Source organism: Streptomyces sp. NBC_00090 (assembly GCF_045160815.1).
In the GTDB taxonomy this organism is placed as follows: Bacteria; Actinomycetota; Actinomycetes; order Streptomycetales; family Streptomycetaceae; genus Streptomyces.
The window spans coordinates 7101027-7120864 of sequence record NZ_CP108224.1; the positions used below are offsets into that span (position 1 = coordinate 7101027).

Below are 19838 nucleotides of genomic sequence, written 5' to 3' on the forward strand. Positions count from 1 at the left end.
CCACGATGACACGTTTTCGCGAGAGTGTTCGGTCCCTGCTGCGCGAGCAGGTGCTCGACGCCGCCTACGGCCTCGTCGCCGCCGAGGGCTGGGGCGGGCTGCGGATGACCGCGATCGCGCGGGCCGCCGGGATCAGCCGCCAGACCCTCTACAACGAGTTCGGCTCGAAGGACGTCATCGGCCGGGCCCTGGTCCAGCGCGAGCTGGAGGGCTTCCTGGTCGGCATCGAGCGCGAGCTCGACGCCCACCGGGGTGAGCTGGAGGCCGCTGCGGCCGCCGGGATCGGCTACACGCTCCAGCAGGCCGTGGACAACCCGCTGATCAAGAGCGTCCTGGTGGCCGCGCGGGGCGGCGAGGACGATCTCCTCGCCTATCTGACCACCCGCCCGGAACCGGTTTTCGGGACGGCGATGGTGATGCTCGACGCGTACGCGACCGAGGCCTGGCCAGAGGTGGACGAGGAGTCGCGCGGACTGGCGGTCGAGACGATCGTGCGGCTCACCGTCAGCCACATCGTCCAGCCCGTGGCCTCTCCGGAGGTCTCGGCGCGGCGCATCGCGCGGATCACGGCACGCATCGCGTACCCCGGCGGTCGCGCGCCGTCCGGGTGACCGATCGCCGAGAGCGGGAGCGGGAGCGGGAGGGGCCGGGACGGGAGGGGCCCGGACGGGCGTACGGCGAAGTCGGCGAGGCCCGGTGTCGGACACGGGGGATCTCCGACACCGGGCCTCTGTTGAAGATTGTACGAGACTGTGCGGGGTGGGTCGAACACCAGGGCCGCCGTACCCATGGGCCGCCCCGTCACCCCACCCGCGTGCGCCCCGTCACCGCGCACGTCCAAGGCCTCCGGTTCCCGGCGCGGAGGCGCCCACATGCCCGGTGCGGAGGCGGCCCGCGACGGGCGAAGCACGGGCGGACGGGGTAGATGTCCACTGTGAGGCGCAACGCCGGTGACGACAGGGAGGCCGCCGTGGAAGGCAGAAGCAAAGGGTTCGTGCAGACCTTCAACCGTCTCGGCGGGTACGGGTTCGTCGTCCCCGTGGGCTCCGAGGAACAGGTGTACTTCAGCGCCGCGGACATCGAGGGAGAGACCCAGTCTCTCTCGGAGGGGCAGCAGGTCACGTTCGTCCTCGTCCTGGGCGACGGCCGCTTCGAGGCGAAGGAACTCCGCCTCTGACACGGCGGCCGGTCCGGGGGCGCGCGGAGCCGGAGGTGCGACGGGTCGTCGGTGGTACTGCGCCGAGGCCAGTGGCACCTTTGTACGCACCCGAACGGGCGAGTGCACGGGTCAGGGAATCCGGTGTTCTCCATGGTCAGCGGCCGGGTGCGGACGCCGTCGCCGTCGCCGCATCGTCACCCGCGCGCTCGGTGCGAGGAACGTCTTCGACGACACGCGCGAGGAGTGGCCCCAGATCAACGGGGAGACCGTCGCGGACCGGGACCCCGACGTGCTCGTGATCGGCGATCTGACCCGCCGTTCGCGGTCGGCCGAGAGCGCGGCGAAGAAGATCGCGTTCCTGGAGTCCGACCCGGTCACCAGGAACATGACGGCGGTGAAGCGGAAGCGGTACGTGCTGCTCAGCGGCCAGGCGATGAACCCCACCATCCGGACCGTCGAGGGCGTCGAGAAGGTGGCGGCCGCGCTCCGCTCGTACGGTGCTCGATCCCCAGGAGGTCCCGGTGGGCGTGGTGACCTCGCTGATCGGCGTACCGGCGTTCGTCCTCGTCCTGTACCGCACGAGGGGCGCGCGATGACCGCGAAGACCGAGACCGAGGCCGACACCGATGCCGAGGCTGACGCGGGTGCGGGTGCGAAGACGTGCACGTGCACGTGCACGTGCACGGGCACGAGTGCGGGCACGGGCACGGCTTCCGGCGTGGGGCTCCGGGCCGACCGGGTCTCGCGTTCCGTCGGCGGCACCCCCGTCCTCGACGGTGTCAGCCTCGCCCCGCGCCCCGGCACCGTCACCGGCCTGCTCGGCCCCAACGGTTCGGGGAAGTCGACGCCCCTGCGCCTCCTCGCCGGCGTCCTCGCCCCGGACGCCGGCGTCGTCACCCTCGACGGAGATCCCCTCGACGGGCTCGGCCGCCGGACGGTCGCACGGCGCCTCGCCGCCGTCGAGCAGCAGGCCGACACACAGGTCGACCTGACCGTCCTCGACGTCGTCCGCCTGGGCCGCGTCCCGCACCGCAGGGCCTGGAGCCCGGCGTCGGCGTCGGCGGCGGACGGGGCCGCCGTCCGCTCCGCCCTCGCGCGCACCGGCCTCACGGACAAGGCCGGCCGTTGCCGGCGGACGCTCTCGGGAGGCGAACGCCGGCGCGTCCGGATCGCCCGCGCCCTCGCCCAGGAACCGCGCGAGCTCCTGCTCGACGAGCCGACCAACCACCTCGACGTCCAGCACCAGCTCGACCTCCTCGCCCTGGTCGCCGGGCTCGGCCTCACCGCCGTCGGCGCCCTGCACGACCTGAACCTGGCGGCGATGTACTGCGACCGGCTCGTCGTCCTCGCGCGGGGCCGCGTGGTGGCCCGGGGAACTCCGGAGGAGGTCTTGACGGAGGAGCTCATCGCCGACGTCTACCGGGTACGGAGCACGGTGACCCGCCCGGCCCCCGGAGGGCGCCCCCACATCCGCTTCCCGGGCACGCTCCCGGCCCTCGCCGAGGCCGCTCACGGAGGCTGAGCGGCTCACGCTCCCGCCTACGATGACCCCATGTCCGAGCGCGCAGATCCCGCAGGCTCCGAAGGCCCCGCAGGCGCAGAAGGCCCCACCGGCCCGGCGGGCGCGGCCTCCGGGGCGCCCGTGTCCCGTACGCACGAGCGGACGCCCGGAGCGCGCGAACTCCGCGCGGCGGCGGAGGTGTTCGCGCTCCTCGCCGACCCCACCCGGCTGCACCTCCTGTGGCTGCTCACGCGCGGGGAGGCCGACGTCGGCGCGCTGACCGAGGCGTGCGGGGCCGCGCGTCCGGCGGTGAGCCAGCACCTGGCCAAGCTGCGCCTCGGGGGCCTGGTCCAGTCCCGCAAGGACGGGCGGCGGGTCGTGTACGCGATGCCGGACGGGCACCTCAAGCGCCTGGTCGTCGAGGCGATCAGCCGCGCCGACCACGTGGTGAGCGGCGAGCCCTGGCACGACTGACGCCGGCGCGCGAGGCGATTCCCACCCCATGACGTCAACGCGTGCGCAACTGTGCACACGTCGGCTACGGTGGAGAAGTCCGCCGACCGCCGTGGCCGACCGGGGGCGTCCTCATGCTGTCCGTGCTGCGCAACCGCACCTACCGGCGCCTGTTCACCGCACAGGTCGTCGCCCTGGCCGGCACCGGCCTCGCGACCGTGGCGCTGAGCCTCCTCGCGTACGACCTCGCGGGGGCGAACGCCTCCGCCGTGCTCGGCACCGCCCTCGCGATCAAGATGGCCGCGTACGTCGCCATGGGCCCGGTCGTCGGCGCCCTCGCCGACCGGATGCCCCGGCGGACCCTGCTCGTCGCCATGGACCTCGCGCGGGCCGCGGTCGCCCTGGCCCTGCCCTTCGTCACCCAGGTGTGGCAGATCTACGTCCTGATCCTGCTCCTCCAGACCGCCTCCGCCGCCTTCACGCCGACCTTCCAGGCGACGATCCCGGAGGTACTGCCCGAGGAGCGCGACTACACGGAGGCGCTCTCCCTCTCCCGGCTCGCCTACGACCTGGAGAGCCTGCTGAGCCCGGTGCTCGCCGCCGCGCTGCTCACGGTCGTCCCGTACGACCGGCTGTTCACCGCCACCGCCGCCGGCTTCCTCGCCTCGGGTCTCCTCGTCCGGGCGACCGCCCTGCCCGCGCCCGCGCCGGTCGCCCGGAGTGGCGGCGTCCGCACCCGCGCGGCCTTCGGTACGCGGCTCCTCCTCGCCACTCCGCGCCTGCGGGCCCTGCTCGCCCTCGACCTCGCGGTGGCGGCGGCGGGCGCGACGGTGCTGGTCAACACGGTGGTCCTGGTCCGCGACACCCTCGGCCTCACCCCCGGGGACGTCCCGCTCGCCCTCGGCGCGTACGGAGCGGGCTCGATGGTGGTGGCCCTCCTGCTGCCCCGCGCGCTGAACCGCCCCGACGAACGGGCACGGGAACTGCCCCGCCGCCTCCGCCTCCGCCCCGTAGCGGAGCGGACGCTCATGCTGCGGGCCGCCTTCGCCCTGGCCGGGGGCCTCGGGCTGCTCACCGGCGGGCTCGCCCTCGCGCCGGGAGGCTGGGCCTGGCCCGGGCTGCTCGCGGTCTGGCTGGTCCTCGGCGCGGCCACCTCGGCGATCCTCACCCCGGGCGGCAGACTGCTGCGCCGTTCCGCCCGGAGCGCCGACCTGCCCGCCGCCTTCGCCGCCCGCTTCTCCCTCTCGCACGGCTGCTGGCTGCTCACCTACCCGCTCGCCGGCTGGCTCGCCGCGCGCGCCGGGCTCGGGGCCTCGGCGGCCGTACTCGCCGGGGTCGCCCTCGTCGGCGCCCTCGCCGCCACCCGCCTGTGGCCCCGTACGGACCCGTCCGAGCTGGCGCACGTCCACCCCGAACTCCCCGCCGACCACCCCCATCTCGCGGAGGCGGGCGGCGGCCTCCGCCACGCGCACGCCTTCCACATCGACGAACTCCACCGGCGCTGGCCGCGCCGGAGCACCGCCCCGCTCCCCTAGGGCGTGTCCTGCGGGGCGCATCGCCGGGGAGGAGGCGCCCCGCAGGCGAGAAGCTTCCGCGAACACCCGCGTCCACCCGCCCCGGCCTGGCACGCTTTCGTTCGTGACCTATGTCGTAACCGTGGAAATACGCATTCCGGAGGGTGCTCCGGAGCTGGACGGGCTCCACCGCGTGGGAGCCGCCGCCCTGCTGGAACAGGGCTTCGCGTCGGTGGCCGGGATCGAGGGCGCCGACGGCATGGAGATGGACCTGCTCGACGTCGCCGTGGCCGTCCACCCGGGCGGGGCGATCCTGAAGGTGATGGTCGCGGCCCCGTCGCTGGAGTTCGCCGAGGACGCGGTCGGCTCCGTGAGCGAGGAGGTCCTGGAGCGCTCGGAGCTGCTGGCCGAGTGGACGGTCGAGAGCAGCGAGGTGCAGCTGCACACCGACGCGGCGCGCGAGAGCCTCGAAGCGGCCGACGGGCCCGGCGCCCCGCCCAGCGACCCGCAGGCGCGCCGGGCCCACCACACGGCGAAGCCCGACACCGCCGACGAGGCGGATCAGGAGCCCCAGGACCACGAGGTCGAATTCCGTACCCTCGCCGCCCGCCTGCGCTCCTTCACCCCGGCGGCCTTCGGCGTCGTTCCCCCGGCCGATCAGCCGGAGGACCAGTCGGAGGACCGCCCGGTGGACCGGCCGGAGGGCGGGCACGGGCCCGACGGACCCGGAGCCGGGGTCGGGGTCGGAGTCGGTGCCGACAGCGCCGAACTCGCCGCCGGCTCCCTCGTGTACGGCGCCGAGGTCCTCATCGACGAGCTGTACGACGACGTCCAGGCCCTCGCGGAGGAGGACACCACCGTCGCCGAGTGCCGGGGCCACCTGTGGCACCTCGACCAACTGCCGTCCCGCCACGCGTCGAAGTACGACGAACTCTTCGCCCGCCGCTTCCTGGTGACCGCGATAGCCCTCACCACCCGGTTCACCGACGGCAGCTTCCGGCGCCTCGGCTGCCTCGCGGAGGAGCTCGTACTGAAGCTCCTCCTCGAACAGGCCCACGTCACCCTCGACCTGCACGGCCTCCTGGACGACGAGGTCGCGGCCGCCCTCGGACACTTCGCCGGCGAGGTCTACGAGGACATGGACTTCGCGTGGCTCCAGGACGAGGGGGAGGACGGTACGGGCGACGGCGCGGCGGCGCTGGGCTTCGGCACGTGGTTCACGCCCTTCGACGACGCCCGGTACGTGCACCCGTACGCCCTCGACGAGGTGCCGGAGAGCGGCGTCCCCGACACGGCGGAGAGCTGAGCCGGGCGCCGCGCCGCGCCGCGCGGCGCCGCGACGGGTTCCGGCGCCGCGGCCGCCGCCGGGCACAATGCGCTCATGGTGCAGTCCTTCCTACCCGTACTCGAACGCATCGGCGAAGAGATCGAGAACCTCGCCGGCCGGGGCCGCCCGGCCGACTACATCCCGGCCCTCGCCGCCGTCGACCCGAACCGCTTCGGGATGGCCGTGGCGGAGCTCGACGGCTCGGTGTACGGGGTGGGGGAGTGGCAGCAGCCCTTCTCCACCCAGTCCGTCACCAAGGTCTTCACGCTCGCCCTCGACCTCGCCCGGGAAGGCGACAGCCTCTGGGAGCACGTCGGCCGCGAACCCTCCGGCAACCCCTTCAACTCGCTCGTCCAGCTGGAGTACGAGCACGGCATCCCCCGGAACCCGTTCATCAACGCCGGCGCCCTCGTCGTCACCGACCGCCTGCACCGGATGACCGGCGACGCCTCCGGCAGCCTCCGCGACTTCCTGCGCGCCGAGTCCGCCAACCCGGACCTCGACTTCAACCGCGACGTGGTCGCCTCGGAGACCGCGCACGGCGACCGCAACGCGGCCCTCGCCCACTTCATGGCCTCGTACGGCAACATCACCACGCCCGTCCCGACCCTGCTCCGCGAGTACTTCCGGCAGTGCTCGATCGAGGCCTCCTGCGCCGACCTCGCCGTCGCCACCGGCTTCCTCGCCCGGCACGGCATCCGCGCCGACGGCTCCCGCCTGCTCACCCGCAGCCAGGCCAAGCAGGTCAACGCCGTGATGATGACCTGCGGCACCTACGACGCGGCGGGCGACTTCGCCTACCGGGTCGGACTCCCCGGCAAGAGCGGAGTGGGCGGCGCCATCATCGCCGTCGTCCCCGGCCGCTGCACCCTCTGCGTCTGGAGCCCCGGCCTCGACGAGCGCGGGAACTCGGTCGCCGGCGTCGCCGCCCTGGACCGCTTCACCACCATCACGGGCCTCTCCGTCTTCTAGGGCCTGTCTGACAATTCGCGTGGTGCCGGCCGAACCGCCGCCATTCCAGCGCCGGTGTGGGTGAAGGTTCCCGGGCGCGAGGCCGTAGGAGATGCGTCAAGAGGGCGCTGCGGGACGTATGGGGCGCGTTAACGGGTGCCGTCCCCCGGCCGGAAGGGCGGTTTGCTCATCTCGTCCGAGAATCCGTTCTTCCTTCTTCCTGCATCCGGGAGCTCACGATGGCCGACCTGGCCTTCGTCGTCACCACGATCGCGGTCTTCGCGCTGGTGGCCTTCATCGCCAAGGGGGTGGCCAAGCTGTGACTGCCGAGAACATCGTCGGTCTGCTGGTGGCCGCCGCCCTGCTGGGCTATCTCGTCCTCGCCCTCGTCAAGCCCGAGAGGTTCTGAGGTCCGACCATGAGTCCTGTTCCTGCCGGAGTCCTCCAGCTTCTGGCGCTGATCGTCGCGCTGGGTCTGTCGTACCGCCCGCTGGGCGACCACATGGCCCGGGTCTACTCCTCCGACAAGCACCTGCGGGTCGAGAAGTGGATCTACAAGGGCATCGGCGCAGACCCGGGCGTCGGGATGCGCTGGCCCGCCTACCTCCGCGGCGTCCTCGCCTTCTCCGCCGCGAGCGTCCTCTTCCTCTATCTGCTCCAGCGGCTCCAGGGCGCGCTGCCCGGCTCGCTCGGCTTCGTGTCGATCGACCCGGACCAGGCGTTCAACACCGCCGCCTCCTTCGTGGCGAACACCAACTGGCAGTCGTACTACGGCGAGCAGGCCATGGGCCACGTCGTGCAGACCGGTGGCCTCGCGGTGCAGAACTTCGTCTCGGCGGCCGTGGGCATCGCGGTGGCGGTCGCCCTGGTCCGTGGCTTCGCCCTCCCCCGAGCTCTCGGCTCCGCTCGAGCAGGGGGGACCCCCATCCGTACCGGTGAACTGGGCAACTTCTGGGCCGACCTGGTCCGTGGTGTCGTACGGATCCTGCTGCCGATCTCCGTGATCGGCGCCCTGGTGCTCGTCGCCTGCGGTGCGATCCAGAACTTCGCCGGGATCCACGAGGTCGGCCAGTTCACGGGCGGCGCGCAGCAGTGGAACGGCGGGGCGGTCGCCTCGCAGGAGGTCATCAAGGAGCTCGGCACGAACGGCGGCGGTTACTTCAACGCCAATTCGGCCCACCCCTTCGAGAACCCCAACGGTCTCTCCAACCTCTTCGAGATCTACCTGATCCTCGTCATCCCGTTCGCCCTGACCCGGACCTTCGGCCGCATGGTCGGCTCCCTCAAGCAGGGGTACGCGATCCTCGGCGCGATGGCGACGATCTGGCTCGTCTTCACGGGCCTGATGCTGTGGACCGAGTTCGCGCACAACGGCCCCGCGTTCGACCTCGCGGGCGGCGCGACGGAGGGCAAGGAGACCCGGTTCGGGATCGGCGGCTCGTCGATCTTCGCGGTGGCGACCACGCTCACCTCGACCGGCGCGGTCAACTCCTTCCACTCCTCGTACACCGGCTTCGGCGGCGGCATCACGATGCTCGGCATGCAGCTGGGCGAGATCGCGCCCGGCGGTGTCGGCTCCGGCCTCTACGGCATGCTGATCATGGCGATCATCGCGGTGTTCATCGCCGGTCTGATGGTCGGCCGCACGCCCGAGTACCTGGGCAAGAAGATCGGCACCCGCGAGATCAAGTTCGCCGCCTGCCACCTCCTCGTCACCCCGGCGCTCGTCCTCGGCTTCACCGCGGTGGCGATGGCGCTGGACACCCCGTCGAACTCCATGACGAACTCGGGTGCGCACGGCTTCTCCGAGATCCTCTACGCCTACACCTCGGGCGCGAACAACAACGGCTCGGCCTTCGCCGGGCTGAACGCCGACACGCAGTGGTTCAACTCGACCATCGGCATCGCGATGCTGCTCGGCCGCTTCCTGCCGATGGTGTTCGTCCTGGCCCTGGCCGGCTCGCTGGCCGAGCAGAAGCCGGTGCCCGAGACCGCGGGCACGCTCCGGACGGAGAAGCCGCTGTTCGCGGGTCTCCTGGTCGGCACGATCATGATCATCACCGGTCTCACCTACTTCCCGGCCCTCGCGCTGGGACCGCTCGCCGAAGGGCTCGCAGCATGAGCACCGTCACTCCCACCCGGGCACCGCACCAGGACGTACCGACAGGGCACCAGCCCGCGGGCCGGCAGGCCGAAGGGCGTATCGGCGGCGGTCTGTTCGACCCGAAGCAGCTGGTCAGGTCGTTCCCCGACGCGATCAGGAAGCTCGACCCGCGCGTGATGGTCACGTCGCCCGTGATGTTCGTGGTGCTGATCGGCTCGGTCGTCACGACCGTGCTCGCCGTCATGAACCCGGGGGACTGGTTCGGCTGGGCGATCACCGTCTGGCTGTGGCTGACCACGATCTTCGCCAACCTGGCGGAGGCGGTCGCCGAGGGCCGCGGCAAGGCCCAGGCCGACACCCTGCGCAAGGCCAAGACCGACACCGTCGCCCGCCGCGTCATGGGCGGCGCGAACGAGGAGCGGGTCCCCGGCACCGAGCTGCGCATCGGCGACCTGGTGGTCTGCGAGGCCGGCGACATCATCCCCGGCGACGGTGACGTCGTCGACGGCGTCGCGTCGGTGGACGAGTCCGCGATCACCGGCGAGTCGGCTCCCGTCATCCGCGAGTCGGGCGGTGACCGCTGCGCGGTGACCGGTGGCACGAAGGTGCTCTCGGACCGGATCGTCGTCAAGATCACGACGAAGCCCGGCGAGACGTTCATCGACCGGATGATCAACCTGGTCGAGGGCGCCGCGCGGCAGAAGACGCCCAACGAGATCGCCCTCAACATCCTCCTGGCGTCGCTCACCATCGTCTTCCTGCTCGCCGTGGTGACCCTGAAGCCGTTCGCGATCTACGCGGGCGCCGACGAGCAGACGTCGATGATCGTGCTGACCGCGCTCCTCGTCTGCCTGATCCCGACGACGATCGGCGCCCTGCTCTCCGCGATCGGCATCGCGGGCATGGACCGGCTCGTGCAGCGCAACGTGCTCGCCATGTCGGGGCGTGCGGTCGAGGCCGCCGGAGACGTCTCCACGCTGCTGCTCGACAAGACGGGCACGATCACGCTCGGTAACCGCCAGGCCTCCGAGTTCGTCCCCGTGAAGGGCACCACCGAGGCCGAACTGGCCGACGCCGCCCAGCTGTCGTCGCTCGCCGACGAGACCCCGGAAGGCCGCTCGATCGTGGTCCTCGCCAAGGAGAAGTACGGCCTGCGCGAGCGCCACCAGGGCGAACCGGCCCACGCGGAGTGGGTCGCGTTCACCGCCCAGACCCGTATGTCGGGCGTGGACGTGGACGGCCGGAAGGTCCGCAAGGGGGCGACCGGTTCGGTCGTGGCATGGGTGAAGGAGCGGGGCGGCAGTGTCTCCGAGGACGCGCAGGCGCTCACGGACCGGATTTCTCAGGCCGGTGGCACGCCGCTGCTCGTGGCTCTGGAGGACGACGACAAGGGCGCGCGTGTCCTGGGCGTCATCCACCTCAAGGACGTCGTCAAGGAGGGCATGCGGGAGCGGTTCGACGAGCTGCGCCGCATGGGCATCAAGACGGTCATGATCACGGGTGACAACCCGCTGACCGCGAAGGCCATCGCCGAGGAGGCGGGGGTCGACGACTTCCTCGCCGAGGCCACCCCCGAGGACAAGATGGCCCTCATCAAGCGGGAACAGGCCGGCGGCAAGCTGGTCGCGATGACCGGTGACGGTACGAACGACGCTCCCGCGCTGGCCCAGGCGGACGTCGGCGTGGCCATGAACACGGGCACGTCGGCCGCGAAGGAGGCCGGCAACATGGTCGACCTCGACTCCAACCCGACGAAGCTCATCGAGATCGTCGAGATCGGCAAGCAACTCCTCATCACCCGGGGGGCGTTGACGACCTTCTCGATCGCCAACGACGTGGCGAAGTACTTCGCGATCATCCCCGCGATGTTCGCCGTCGCCTATCCGAGCCTGGACAAGCTCAACATCATGGGCCTGGCCTCGCCGGAGTCCGCGATCCTCTCGGCCGTCATCTTCAACGCGCTGATCATCGTCGCCCTGGTGCCGCTCGCCCTCAAGGGCGTCCGCTACCGGCCCAGCAGCGCCGACTCGATGCTCCGGCGCAACCTCGGGATCTACGGACTCGGCGGCCTGGTCGCCCCGTTCATCGGCATCAAGATCATCGACCTGCTCCTCTCCCTCATCCCCGGGCTGCGTTAACCAGAAAGCGTGCTGATCCACGATGAACAACTCAGCAGCGAACACCGGCCGAGTGCTCTGGGCGGGACTCCGCGCCCTCCTCGTCCTGACCGTGATCACCGGCGTCCTCTACCCACTCGCCGTCACCGGCATCGCCCAAGTGGCCTTTCCCGGTCAGGCGAACGGCTCCGAGGTGAGGGTGGACGGCAAGGTCGTCGGCTCCGAGCTCATCGGCCAGACCTACAACCTCCCCCTCAAGGAGGGCGAGGAGACCGCGGCCCCGGACCTGCGCTGGTTCCAGCCGCGCCCGTCCAACGGCCTGGGTTCCAACAGCGTCAACACCCAGTACAAGCTGATCCTCTCCGGCGCGACCAACCGGTCCGGTGACAACGAGGACCTGATCACCTGGGTCAAGGACGCCAAGGCGGCTGTCATCAAGGACAATTCGGTGAGCGGCTACACGGTGAAGCCGTCGGACGTCCCCGCCGACGCCGTCACCTCCTCCGGCTCCGGCCTCGACCCGCACATCTCCCCGGCGTACGCGAAGCTCCAGATCCACCGGGTCGCCGAGCAGAACCACCTCACGGTCGCGCAGGTCGACAAGCTGGTCGCCGCCCACACCGACGGCCGGATCCTCGGCTTCATCGGGGAACCCCGCGTCAACGTCCTCCAGCTCAACATCGCTCTCAAGGAACTGACGAGGAACTGACAAGGACTGACGAGGAACTGACAGGGAGTCGGCGGGCCGTTGCGCGCGCCGGAGCCCCGCCGGAGTCCCGGCGGGGCTGTACGGCCCGAGGCGGCGCGACCTGCGTCACGGTGGGCTCAGAGGGAGCGGCGGTACCGGTTCGCGATCGTGGCGATCCACACCATCGCGGTGATCACCCCGACGGCCAGGGTCAGGGTGCCCGCCCGGCCGCCGCTCATGGCCCAGCCGTTGCCGAGCAGCAGGGCCGTACCCGCGACTCGGGAGCCGACGGCGTGCTTCCGCATCCCCGCGCGGCCGAAGTGGTGCCCCAGGACGTAGCAGGCGGCGATCAGCGCCGTGAAGGTGACCGAGCCGGCGGCGAAGTGGGCGTAGCTCTGCCAGGACAGGGCGGCGGGCATCCCCTCCGGCGCGCCGACGGGGAAGCCGTCGGCCGGGTCCATCACGAAGGCGCCGGCGGCGATCATGCCGATGCCGCTGATCCGCACGAGCCGCGGCGCCCAGGTGCCGCCGGGCGTGCCCCGCAGGACCCGGCGCAGACCTTCGGCCCCGATGACCGTCAGGACGCCGGCGAGGACGAAGTTGGTGATCTGGATCCAGCCGAGGGAGCCGTTGCTGAGCGCGCTCAGCGGGTGGCGGGTGATGTCGTACCCCTGACGCGTGGCGGCCTGGGTCAGGGCCACGACAGCCCACAGGGGCTGGGCCACCACCGCGACGGTGAGCAGGGAGCGGGTGGTGGTGGGGGAGGGGGCGACGGCTGCGGCGGCGGGGGTCTGCGCGGGGGTCCGGAGGGTGGTGGTCATGGCAGGTGCTCTCTTCCGGTGGGCTGGGCGGGGCTGCTTCTCACTCACACGTCGAATGGGTGATGTGACAGGGAACGGCGGCATTCCCTGTCACATGGGCTTGTTCGACGCTTGGGCAGAAGCAAGAAGCACCCGGCACACGACGACAGGAACAGAGACCCCATGCGCTACCTGATGACGACCAGGCCTTCCGACACCGCCCCCGACGAGAAGCTGTACGCGGAGATGGGCAGGTTCATCGAGGAGCTGACGGCGGCCGGCGTACTCCTTGCCACCGGCGGACTGGAGCCGGGCGGCGTCCTCGTGACCTCCGCCGGTGACGAGATCACGGTGACGGACGGGCCCTTCGCCGAGGCCAAGGAAGCCGTCGCCGGCTTCGCGCTCATCGAGGTCCGCTCCAAGGAGGAGGCCATCGAGCTGGCCCGCCGCTTCCGCCGGATCGTCGGGGACGGCGAGAGCGTGGTCCAGGAGGTCTTCGGCCCCTGATCCCCGGGCCTTGATCCCCGGGCCTTGATCCCGGGCGCCCCGAATCACAGCACCCGCCGCGGCTTGCGACCGAGCCGCGGCGGGTGCTGTGATCGTCCCTGTGCCGGACGTTCACCGCACGGTCGATGCGGCCTGGAAGCTCGAGTCGGCGAAGATCGTCGCCTCGCTCACGCGCATGGTGCGCGACGTCGGCCTCGCCGAGGAGCTGGCCCAGGACGCCCTCGTCGCCGCCCTCGAACAGTGGCCCGTCTCGGGCGTGCCCGACAACCCGGGCGCCTGGCTGACGACCACCGCCAAACGGCGCGCCGTCGACCACCTCCGGCGCTCCCAGCGCCTCGAACGCAAGCAGGAGCAGCTCGCCCACGAGCTGGGACAGCAGCAGGGCCCCGACGCCCGGTCGGACGCCGAACCGGACGACGTGCTGCGGCTCGTCCTCATCTCCTGCCACCCCGTGCTGCCGACCGAGGCCCGCGCCGCCCTGACGCTCCGGCTGCTCGGCGGCCTGACGGCCGAGGAGATCGCGCGCGCCTTCCTCGTCACGGAGACGGTGATCACCCAGCGCATCGCCGGCGCGAAGCGCACGCTGGCCGAGGAGCGCGTCCCGTTCGAACTGCCCGAGGGCGACCACCTGGCCGAGCGGCTCTCCTCGGTCCTCGAAGTCGTCTACCTCATCTTCAACGAGGGGTACTCCGCGACCTCCGGGGACGATCTGATGCGGCCCGGACTCTGCCTGGAGGCGCTGCGCCTCGGCCGGCTCCTCGCCGAACTGGCGCCGCGCGAGCCCGAAGTGCACGCGCTCGTCGCGCTGATGGAGATCCAGGCGTCCCGCGCCGCCGCCCGCACCGGCCCCTCGGGCGAGCCCGTCCCCCTGCACGAGCAGAACCGGGGGCGCTGGGACCAGCTGCTCATCCGCCGCGGCTTCACCGCGATGCTGCGGGCCAGGGAGTGCCTCGTCGCCCGGACACCGCCCGGGGAGTCGGGCGGCGCACCGGGCCCGTACACGCTCCAGGCCGCGGGCGGAGCACCGGGCCCGTACATGCTCCAGGCCGCGATCGCCGTCTGCCACGCGCAGGCGCGCAGCGCCGAGTCCACCGACTGGGCCCAGATCGCCTCCCTGTACGAGGCACTGGCCCGGGTCCTGCCGACGCCGATCGTCCGGCTGAACCGCGCTGTCGCGGTCGGGATGGCGTACGGGCCGCGGGCGGGGCTCGACCTGGTCGACTCGCTGCTCGTCGACCCCGTGCTGCGCGACTACCACCTCCTCCCCGGCGTCAGGGGAGATCTGCTGGCCCGGCTCGACCGTCACGACGAGGCGCGCATCGAGTTCCGGCGGGCGGCGGCCCTCGCGAGGAACGCCGCCGAGCGCGCCTTCCTGGAGCGGCGCGCGGACGAGCTCGGCGCCGCCGGTCCGGCCGGCCTCGTCCTCGGGCAGGCGGCCCGGGACTTCCTGAGCCGGGACGAGCTGGACGCCGCGACGCGCCGCTCGTACGGGCAGACCCTGCGCCGCCTCTGCCGCACCCTCGGCGACGAGCTGCCGCTGGCGTCCCTGACGGCCGACCGGGTGGCGCGGGTCTTCGCGGCGACCTGGGGCGAGGCGGCAGCCGCGACCTGGAACCGGCACCGGTCGGCCGTCCGCTCCTTCGGGGCCTGGGCGGCCCTGGACGACCTTGCGGCGGGGCTCGACCGCCGCACCGGGACCCGTCCCCGGGCGACGCCCCTCGACGCCGGCCGGCTCGACGCGGTCTGGAGCCTCCCGGACCTGCCGCTGCGCGAAGAGACCCTGTGGCGGCTCCTCCACGAGTCGGCGGCCGGCGTGACGGCCGTCCTGGCGCTGGACGTCGAGGACCTGGACCTCGACGACCGCCGCGCCCGCAGCGGCGACACCTGGGTGAACTGGCGCTCCGGAACCGCCCGGCTGCTGCCCCGGCTGCTCGCCGGCCGGACCCGGGGGCCGGTGTTCCTCTCCGACCGCCGGCCGGGCCCGGCCCGTACGCCCGCGGCGGTCGACCTGTGCCCGGACACGGGCCGCCGCCGGCTGTCGTACGAGCGGGCCGAGTACCTCTTCAAGCAGGCCACCAAGGCCCTGGACCCCGCCCGCGACGGCTACACGCTACGGCTGCTCAAGCCCGGCCCGAGCAAGCCGTAGCCGGGTCGCGAGGGCCAGGACCGGCGCGGCGGCGACGAGGAGGGCGAGGGCCGCGTACCCGTAGGTGAGGGTCGAGAGCGTGGCGACGGCGGCGACGAGCAACGGGCCTCCGGCGTCACCGAGTTCGCGGCCGAGTTCGGCGGAGCCCATGGTCTGGCCGAGCCGCTCCTCGGGGGTGGACGCCGCGAGGGCGGCGAAGCCGAGCGGGGTGATCAGGCCGGTGCCGGTACCGATGAGGGCCGAGGCGAGCAGGATGCCGACGAGGCCGGGGAGCATGGCCGCCGCCAGTCCTGCAGCGGTCACGGTGAGGCCGGTGAGGAGTCCCGTACGGGTGGTCAGGCGTCCGGCGTCGAGGGCGCGTCCGGCCTTGGGCTGGACGAAGGCGGCGGTCGCCGCGAGGACGGAGACCGCCGCCCCGGTGGCGACGGTGCCCAGCCCGGCGGCGGCGCCGGAGACGGGCAGGAAGCCGACGCCGACGGAGAGCGCGGCGGTGGCGGCGGCGAGCGCCGCCGTCGGGGCGAGGAAGGAGCGGTCGGCCAGGCGGCGCGCGAGGTCGGCGACGGTCTGCCGCTTGCGGGGCAGCGGCGGTACGGAAGGCACGGCGAGGGCCGCCCAGAGGGCGACGGCGGCACCGCACACGGCCATCACGACGAACAGCAGGCGCAGGCCTCCGGCCCAGACGAGGACGCCGCCGAGGAGCGGGCCGAGGGTGTAGCCGATCGACTTGTAGAAGCCGTAACTCCCGAACGCCCGGCCGTGCTTGGCCGCCGGGTTGAGGCGGGCCACGAGCGCGGAGGCGGAGGGCGAGAAGGCGGAGGCGGCGGCGCCCTGGCCGAGGCGGGCGGCCCACAGCCAGCCCGGGCTGTCGGCGATCGCGTACAGCGCGGAGGCGGCGGCGAAGGCGAGCAGCCCGCCGAGGAGCACGGGCTTGCCGCCGATCCGGTCGGCGAGGGAGCCGAACACGGGCTTGAGCAGGACCTCGGCGCCGTCGTACAGCGCGAGCAGGCCGCCGAGGACGAGGAGCGAGGTGACGGCGTCCTCGGAGAAGCCGCCGAGGTTGGCGGCGATGCCGTGGGCACCGAAGGCGGTGGTGAACCCGGCGGCGTACAGCGGCCACATGGCACGCCGGGGCGCTACGGCGGAGGCGGCGGGAGTGCCGGGTCCGCCAGGTGTGGCGGGGGTGGCAGGGGTGCCGGGAGTGCCGGGGGTGTCGGGAGCGCTGGGGGTGCCGGGAGTGCCGGGGGCGCTCGTCACGGAGCGGTCTCCTCGTCGGGGGCGTGCAGGGCGGCGAAGACGAGTTCGGCGTACTCCTCGCAGACGGCGGTGCAGTGCTTCAGGCGCGCGGCGGCGTCGGCCGCCTCCGGGGCGCCGAAGACGTCGCGCGCCGTCAGGTCCCGGTGCCAGCGCCGCAGCCGCTCCAGGCTCTGCTCCTCTTCCTCCAGCTCCGCCAGGGTGAACTTCGCGATGCGGATCTCCTTGGCGATCTCCTCCTCGAACTTCCCGCAGTCCGCGAGGAATTCGTCCCAGTCGGCGGAGCGGGCGGCGGTGAACATCGCCTGGAAGCGGGACGCGTCCCCGGCGCTCCGTCCGGCCGCCTCCAGGGTGATGGCCTCGCCGCCGGACGCGCCACGGGCCAGTTCGACGGCCCGGGCGACTCCCTCGGCGAAGACGGGAACGTCGGGCACGGCCCAGACGCCCTGGCCGAGGGAGAGCGCGCCGACCTTCCGCAACTCCCGCCAGACGGCGACGCGGTGCTTGGAGGGGGAGGCGGGCAGCCGGAGCAGGAGAAGGAGCCAGCGGGCGCGGTGCTCGGTGTCGGTCACGGGGGAGAATGTAGCAGCCGTTACATCCTGCTCGTCTCGACCCTGCGCGCCTGGTTCGACCACCCGAAGGCCCATGCACCCGCGTGGTACCGGCCGACGGACGACTCCGTCGTCGCGCACGCGCTCCGGCTGATGCACGACGACCCGGCGCGCCCGTGGACCGTGGCGGCCCTCGCCGCCGAGGTGGGCGTCTCCAGGCCCGGTCCGACCCGCGGTTTCACCCGCCATGTCGGCGAGCCCCCGATGACCCGTCCGGCCACCTGGCGCGTCGCGCTCGCCGCCGACCTGCTCCGCGACACCGACGCCACGCTGAGCTCCATCGCCCATCGGGTGGGGTACTCCACCACCTTCGCCTTCAAGCGCCGCCGCGGCATCACCCCCACGCAGCACCGCGCCGTCGCCGCACGCGCCCGGGGGTGACGGTGACGGCGGGGACGCGGGCGACGGCCCGTTGCCTCACTCGAACGGTTCGATCCGCCTCGCCGCCCCGCCCGTACCGCAGCACGCTGGAACCCCGGGCCGGGTCGGGTCGCGGTTCGAGCGGCCGCTCCCCGCGGTGACGGGCCTCGCGGATCAGGAGGGGAGGTCGGTGAGTGAACGGCGCCACCGAGGTGACACCGCACGTCGGCCCAGCGCCGTCATGGCACGCCGGCCCCGCGATGTCACTACACGTCGGCCCCGAGGTGTCACCGCACGTCGCGGCGGACGCGGAGTGAGCCCCGCGCCGCGACTCGATCCGGAGGTCTTCGACGGCACCGTCGCCGCGGTCGCCGTGCTCGTGGGCCCCGAGGGCCGCCTCCTCTACACCAACTCGGCGTTCACGAGGATGTTCGGCGCCCGGCGGGCGGGGCTGCCGGCCCGGGAGGCGTTCGCGGACCCCGACGGCGGGCGGTTCCTGTCGGTGCTGGACGACGTACGGGCCACGGGACGGGCGCGCCAGGTCGTCGGCTCGCGCGAGCCCGATCCCGGCGTCCCCTCGCAGGCGCGGTACTTCGTCTACTCGTGCAGTCCCGTCACCACCGCCGAGGGCGACGGCATCCTGGTGGTGGCGATGGACACCACCACCGAGACCTTCGCCCTCCAGCGGTACCGGGCCCTGGTCTCCGCCGTGTCGGTGATGGTGTGGGTGATGCACGCCGACGGGTCCATGGAGGAGATCGTCGCCGGCTGGGAGCGGCTGACCGGCGTCCCCTGGCACCCGCGCGCCGACATCGGCTGGTACGCGCGCATCCACCCCCGCGACCGCGAGAGGCTCAGCGAGAGCTGGCGCGACGCGGCGGCGCGCGGCGAGCGGGGCGTCTTCGAGTGCACCTTCCGCGTGCGGGCCGTCGACGGCTCGTACCGTCACATGTCCACGCGCTGCGTTCCCGTCCTGCGGGAGGGCCGGGTCGCCGAGTGGATCGCCGCCACCGTCGACATCGAGGACACCTGGCGGGCGCAGCTGCGGGAACGGCTCCTCGCCCAGGTCGCGACGGTCACCGGTCAGAGCCTGGGCGAGGCGTTCGGCGAGGTGGTGAAGGTGCTCGTGCCCGAACTGACCGATGCCTGCCTCATCCTGCTGCTCTCCCACGACGAGTGGCCGCTGCCCGAGCACGCCCGGGTCACCGCCCGGCGGGTCGCCTCCGCCACCCGTCCGGGTCTGCCGGCGCCACCTGCCCTGCTCGGGCAGAGCGTCATGATGACCCGTACGGTCCGCGAGGTCCTGGAACACCGCGTCCCCCGTACCTTCGAGATCCCCGCCGGCGGCCCCGTACCGACCGAGCTCCTGCCGGCCGTCTCGGAGCGGTGGCTCATCGCCTCGCAAGCCACGAGCGTCACCCTCATCCCGCTGGTCGTCGACGACACCGTCCTCGGCTACGCGGCCACCAGCACCAACGGCGACACCCCGGCCCTCGGCCCGACCGAGACCGACCTCCTGCGCGAGGTGCTCCACCACGCCCAGCAGCCGATCCGCAAGGCGCTCGACCTCCAGCGGGCCCGGCGTACCGCCCTCGCGCTCCAGCGGGCGCAGCTCACCCTGCCGCCCGCGGTCGGCGGCGCGAGCCTGGCCGCCTCCTACCAGCCGGCCAGCTCCGCCAACGAGATCGGCGGGGACTGGTACGACGCGTTCGTCCTGCCCGACGGCACGCTCGTCCTCGACGTCGGCGACGTCGTCGGGCACGACCTCGCCGCCGCCACCGCGATGACCCAGATGCGCAACATGCTCCGGGCCCTGGCGTACAGCCGTGGGCCCGGCACGGCCCCGGCGGACGTCCTCGCCCGCTTCGACGAGGTGGCAGAGGGGTTGGGCGCGGCGCCCTTCGCGACGGCCGTCCACACCCACCTGCGGCGGCTGCCGGACCTGCGGTGGTCCTTGACCTGGTCCAACGCCGGTCACCCGCCGCCCCTGCTGATCCCGGCCCACGGCGAGCCGCACTTCCTCAACGGCTCGGAGGAGGACCTGCCGCTCTGCGTCGACCTCAGCGTTCCGCGCAGCACCCACGCCCGCGTACTCGAAACGGGGGACACCCTCCTGCTCTACACCGACGGCCTGGTCGAGACCCCCGGGGCCTCGCTCACCGACGGGCAGCGGCGGCTCGTCCGGGAGGCCGCGCGCCACCGGCGGGCGAGGCTCCCCGAACTGCTGCACGGACTCCAGGGCCTCTCCGACCACCGCGACGACACCGCGATGATCGCCTTCCGCGCCGACGGGCCCGCCGCCGATCCGCCCGCTGTCGAGTCGCCGTGACGTGACAATGCGTCGATACT

19 protein-coding genes and 2 pseudogenes are annotated in these 19838 nt (G+C 72.9%); 18 read left to right on the top strand and 3 right to left on the bottom strand.

Going from position 1 to position 19838, the window contains the following annotated elements; translation table 11 throughout:
- Window positions 1-5: 5 nt before the first annotated feature.
- From OG361_RS31570 to OG361_RS31635, 14 genes and pseudogenes are all read left to right on the top strand, one after another.
- Window positions 6-611 (top strand): TetR family transcriptional regulator, encoded by a 606-nt coding sequence (locus OG361_RS31570; RefSeq protein WP_405858935.1) that lies wholly within the window; start codon window positions 6-8, stop codon window positions 609-611.
- A 359-nt stretch (window positions 612-970) separates the two neighbouring features.
- Window positions 971-1177, top strand: a complete 207-nt coding sequence (locus tag OG361_RS31575; RefSeq protein WP_405858937.1) for a cold-shock protein — start codon at window positions 971-973, stop codon at window positions 1175-1177.
- Between the two features lie 118 nt (window positions 1178-1295).
- Window positions 1296-1568 (top strand): annotated as a pseudogene (locus OG361_RS31580) (ABC transporter substrate-binding protein); the annotation flags it as partial.
- A 64-nt stretch (window positions 1569-1632) separates the two neighbouring features.
- A pseudogene (locus OG361_RS31585) lies at window positions 1633-1755 on the top strand (iron chelate uptake ABC transporter family permease subunit); the annotation flags it as partial.
- A 122-nt stretch (window positions 1756-1877) separates the two neighbouring features.
- Complete coding sequence (locus OG361_RS31590; RefSeq protein WP_405862544.1) at window positions 1878-2681, top strand: ABC transporter ATP-binding protein; 804 nt, start codon at window positions 1878-1880, stop codon at window positions 2679-2681.
- Between the two features lie 30 nt (window positions 2682-2711).
- The gene (locus OG361_RS31595) at window positions 2712-3134 is read left to right on the top strand and encodes an ArsR/SmtB family transcription factor (protein ID WP_405858939.1); all 423 of its coding nucleotides are present in this window, start codon (window positions 2712-2714) and stop codon (window positions 3132-3134) included.
- 113 nt (window positions 3135-3247) lie between these two features.
- On the top strand, window positions 3248-4648 hold the full coding sequence (locus OG361_RS31600; protein WP_405858941.1) for an MFS transporter: 1401 nt from the start codon (window positions 3248-3250) through the stop codon (window positions 4646-4648).
- Between the two features lie 103 nt (window positions 4649-4751).
- Window positions 4752-5933 (top strand): hypothetical protein, encoded by a 1182-nt coding sequence (locus OG361_RS31605; protein ID WP_405858943.1) that lies wholly within the window; start codon window positions 4752-4754, stop codon window positions 5931-5933.
- Between the two features lie 75 nt (window positions 5934-6008).
- Window positions 6009-6926, top strand: a complete 918-nt coding sequence (locus tag OG361_RS31610) for a glutaminase (protein WP_405858945.1) — start codon at window positions 6009-6011, stop codon at window positions 6924-6926.
- A 56-nt stretch (window positions 6927-6982) separates the two neighbouring features.
- Window positions 6983-7228, top strand: coding sequence for a hypothetical protein (locus tag OG361_RS31615; RefSeq protein ID WP_405858947.1), 246 nt, complete (start codon window positions 6983-6985; stop codon window positions 7226-7228).
- Window positions 7225-7314 (top strand): K(+)-transporting ATPase subunit F, encoded by a 90-nt coding sequence (gene kdpF / locus OG361_RS31620; protein WP_037673713.1) that lies wholly within the window; start codon window positions 7225-7227, stop codon window positions 7312-7314. The genes OG361_RS31615 and kdpF overlap by 4 nt, the downstream gene beginning before the upstream one ends.
- A gap of 9 nt (window positions 7315-7323) precedes the next feature.
- Window positions 7324-9027 carry a potassium-transporting ATPase subunit KdpA gene (gene kdpA, locus OG361_RS31625; RefSeq protein ID WP_405858949.1) on the top strand — a complete coding sequence of 568 codons (1704 nt, stop codon included), beginning with the start codon at window positions 7324-7326 and terminating at the stop codon, window positions 9025-9027.
- Complete coding sequence (gene kdpB / locus OG361_RS31630; protein WP_405858951.1) at window positions 9024-11147, top strand: potassium-transporting ATPase subunit KdpB; 2124 nt, start codon at window positions 9024-9026, stop codon at window positions 11145-11147. Before kdpA ends, kdpB begins: the two co-directional genes overlap by 4 nt.
- A 22-nt stretch (window positions 11148-11169) precedes the next feature.
- The gene (locus OG361_RS31635; protein WP_405858953.1) at window positions 11170-11835 is read left to right on the top strand and encodes a potassium-transporting ATPase subunit C; all 666 of its coding nucleotides are present in this window, start codon (window positions 11170-11172) and stop codon (window positions 11833-11835) included.
- Between the two features lie 116 nt (window positions 11836-11951).
- Here OG361_RS31635 and OG361_RS31640 read toward each other — a convergent pair whose 3' ends face one another.
- A complete protein-coding gene (locus OG361_RS31640) occupies window positions 11952-12635 on the bottom strand; it encodes a DUF998 domain-containing protein (protein WP_405858955.1) in 684 nt (227 codons plus the stop codon).
- A gap of 162 nt (window positions 12636-12797) precedes the next feature.
- Between OG361_RS31640 and OG361_RS31645 the strand changes: the two genes are divergently transcribed.
- Both OG361_RS31645 and OG361_RS31650 read left to right on the top strand, forming a co-directional pair.
- A complete protein-coding gene (locus OG361_RS31645; protein WP_384561479.1) occupies window positions 12798-13121 on the top strand; it encodes a YciI family protein in 324 nt (107 codons plus the stop codon).
- Window positions 13122-13221: 100 nt separating this feature from the next.
- A complete protein-coding gene (locus OG361_RS31650) occupies window positions 13222-15267 on the top strand; it encodes an RNA polymerase sigma factor (RefSeq protein WP_405858958.1) in 2046 nt (681 codons plus the stop codon).
- On the opposite strand, the gene OG361_RS31655 is transcribed toward OG361_RS31650, so the two are convergent.
- Entirely contained in the window at window positions 15232-16386 is a 1155-nt protein-coding gene (locus tag OG361_RS31655; protein ID WP_405862546.1) for an MFS transporter, read from the bottom strand. The two genes, OG361_RS31650 and OG361_RS31655, sit on opposite strands and share 36 nt — an antisense overlap.
- 131 nt (window positions 16387-16517) lie before the next feature.
- Entirely contained in the window at window positions 16518-17090 is a 573-nt protein-coding gene (locus OG361_RS31660) for a Chromate resistance protein ChrB (RefSeq protein WP_405858960.1), read from the bottom strand.
- Between OG361_RS31660 and OG361_RS31665 the strand changes: the two genes are divergently transcribed.
- Complete coding sequence (locus OG361_RS31665) at window positions 17073-17510, top strand: helix-turn-helix domain-containing protein (RefSeq protein WP_405858962.1); 438 nt, start codon at window positions 17073-17075, stop codon at window positions 17508-17510. The two genes, OG361_RS31660 and OG361_RS31665, sit on opposite strands and share 18 nt — an antisense overlap.
- A gap of 292 nt (window positions 17511-17802) precedes the next feature.
- Entirely contained in the window at window positions 17803-19818 is a 2016-nt protein-coding gene (locus OG361_RS31670) for a SpoIIE family protein phosphatase (protein WP_405858964.1), read from the top strand.
- Window positions 19819-19838 lie beyond the last annotated feature (20 nt).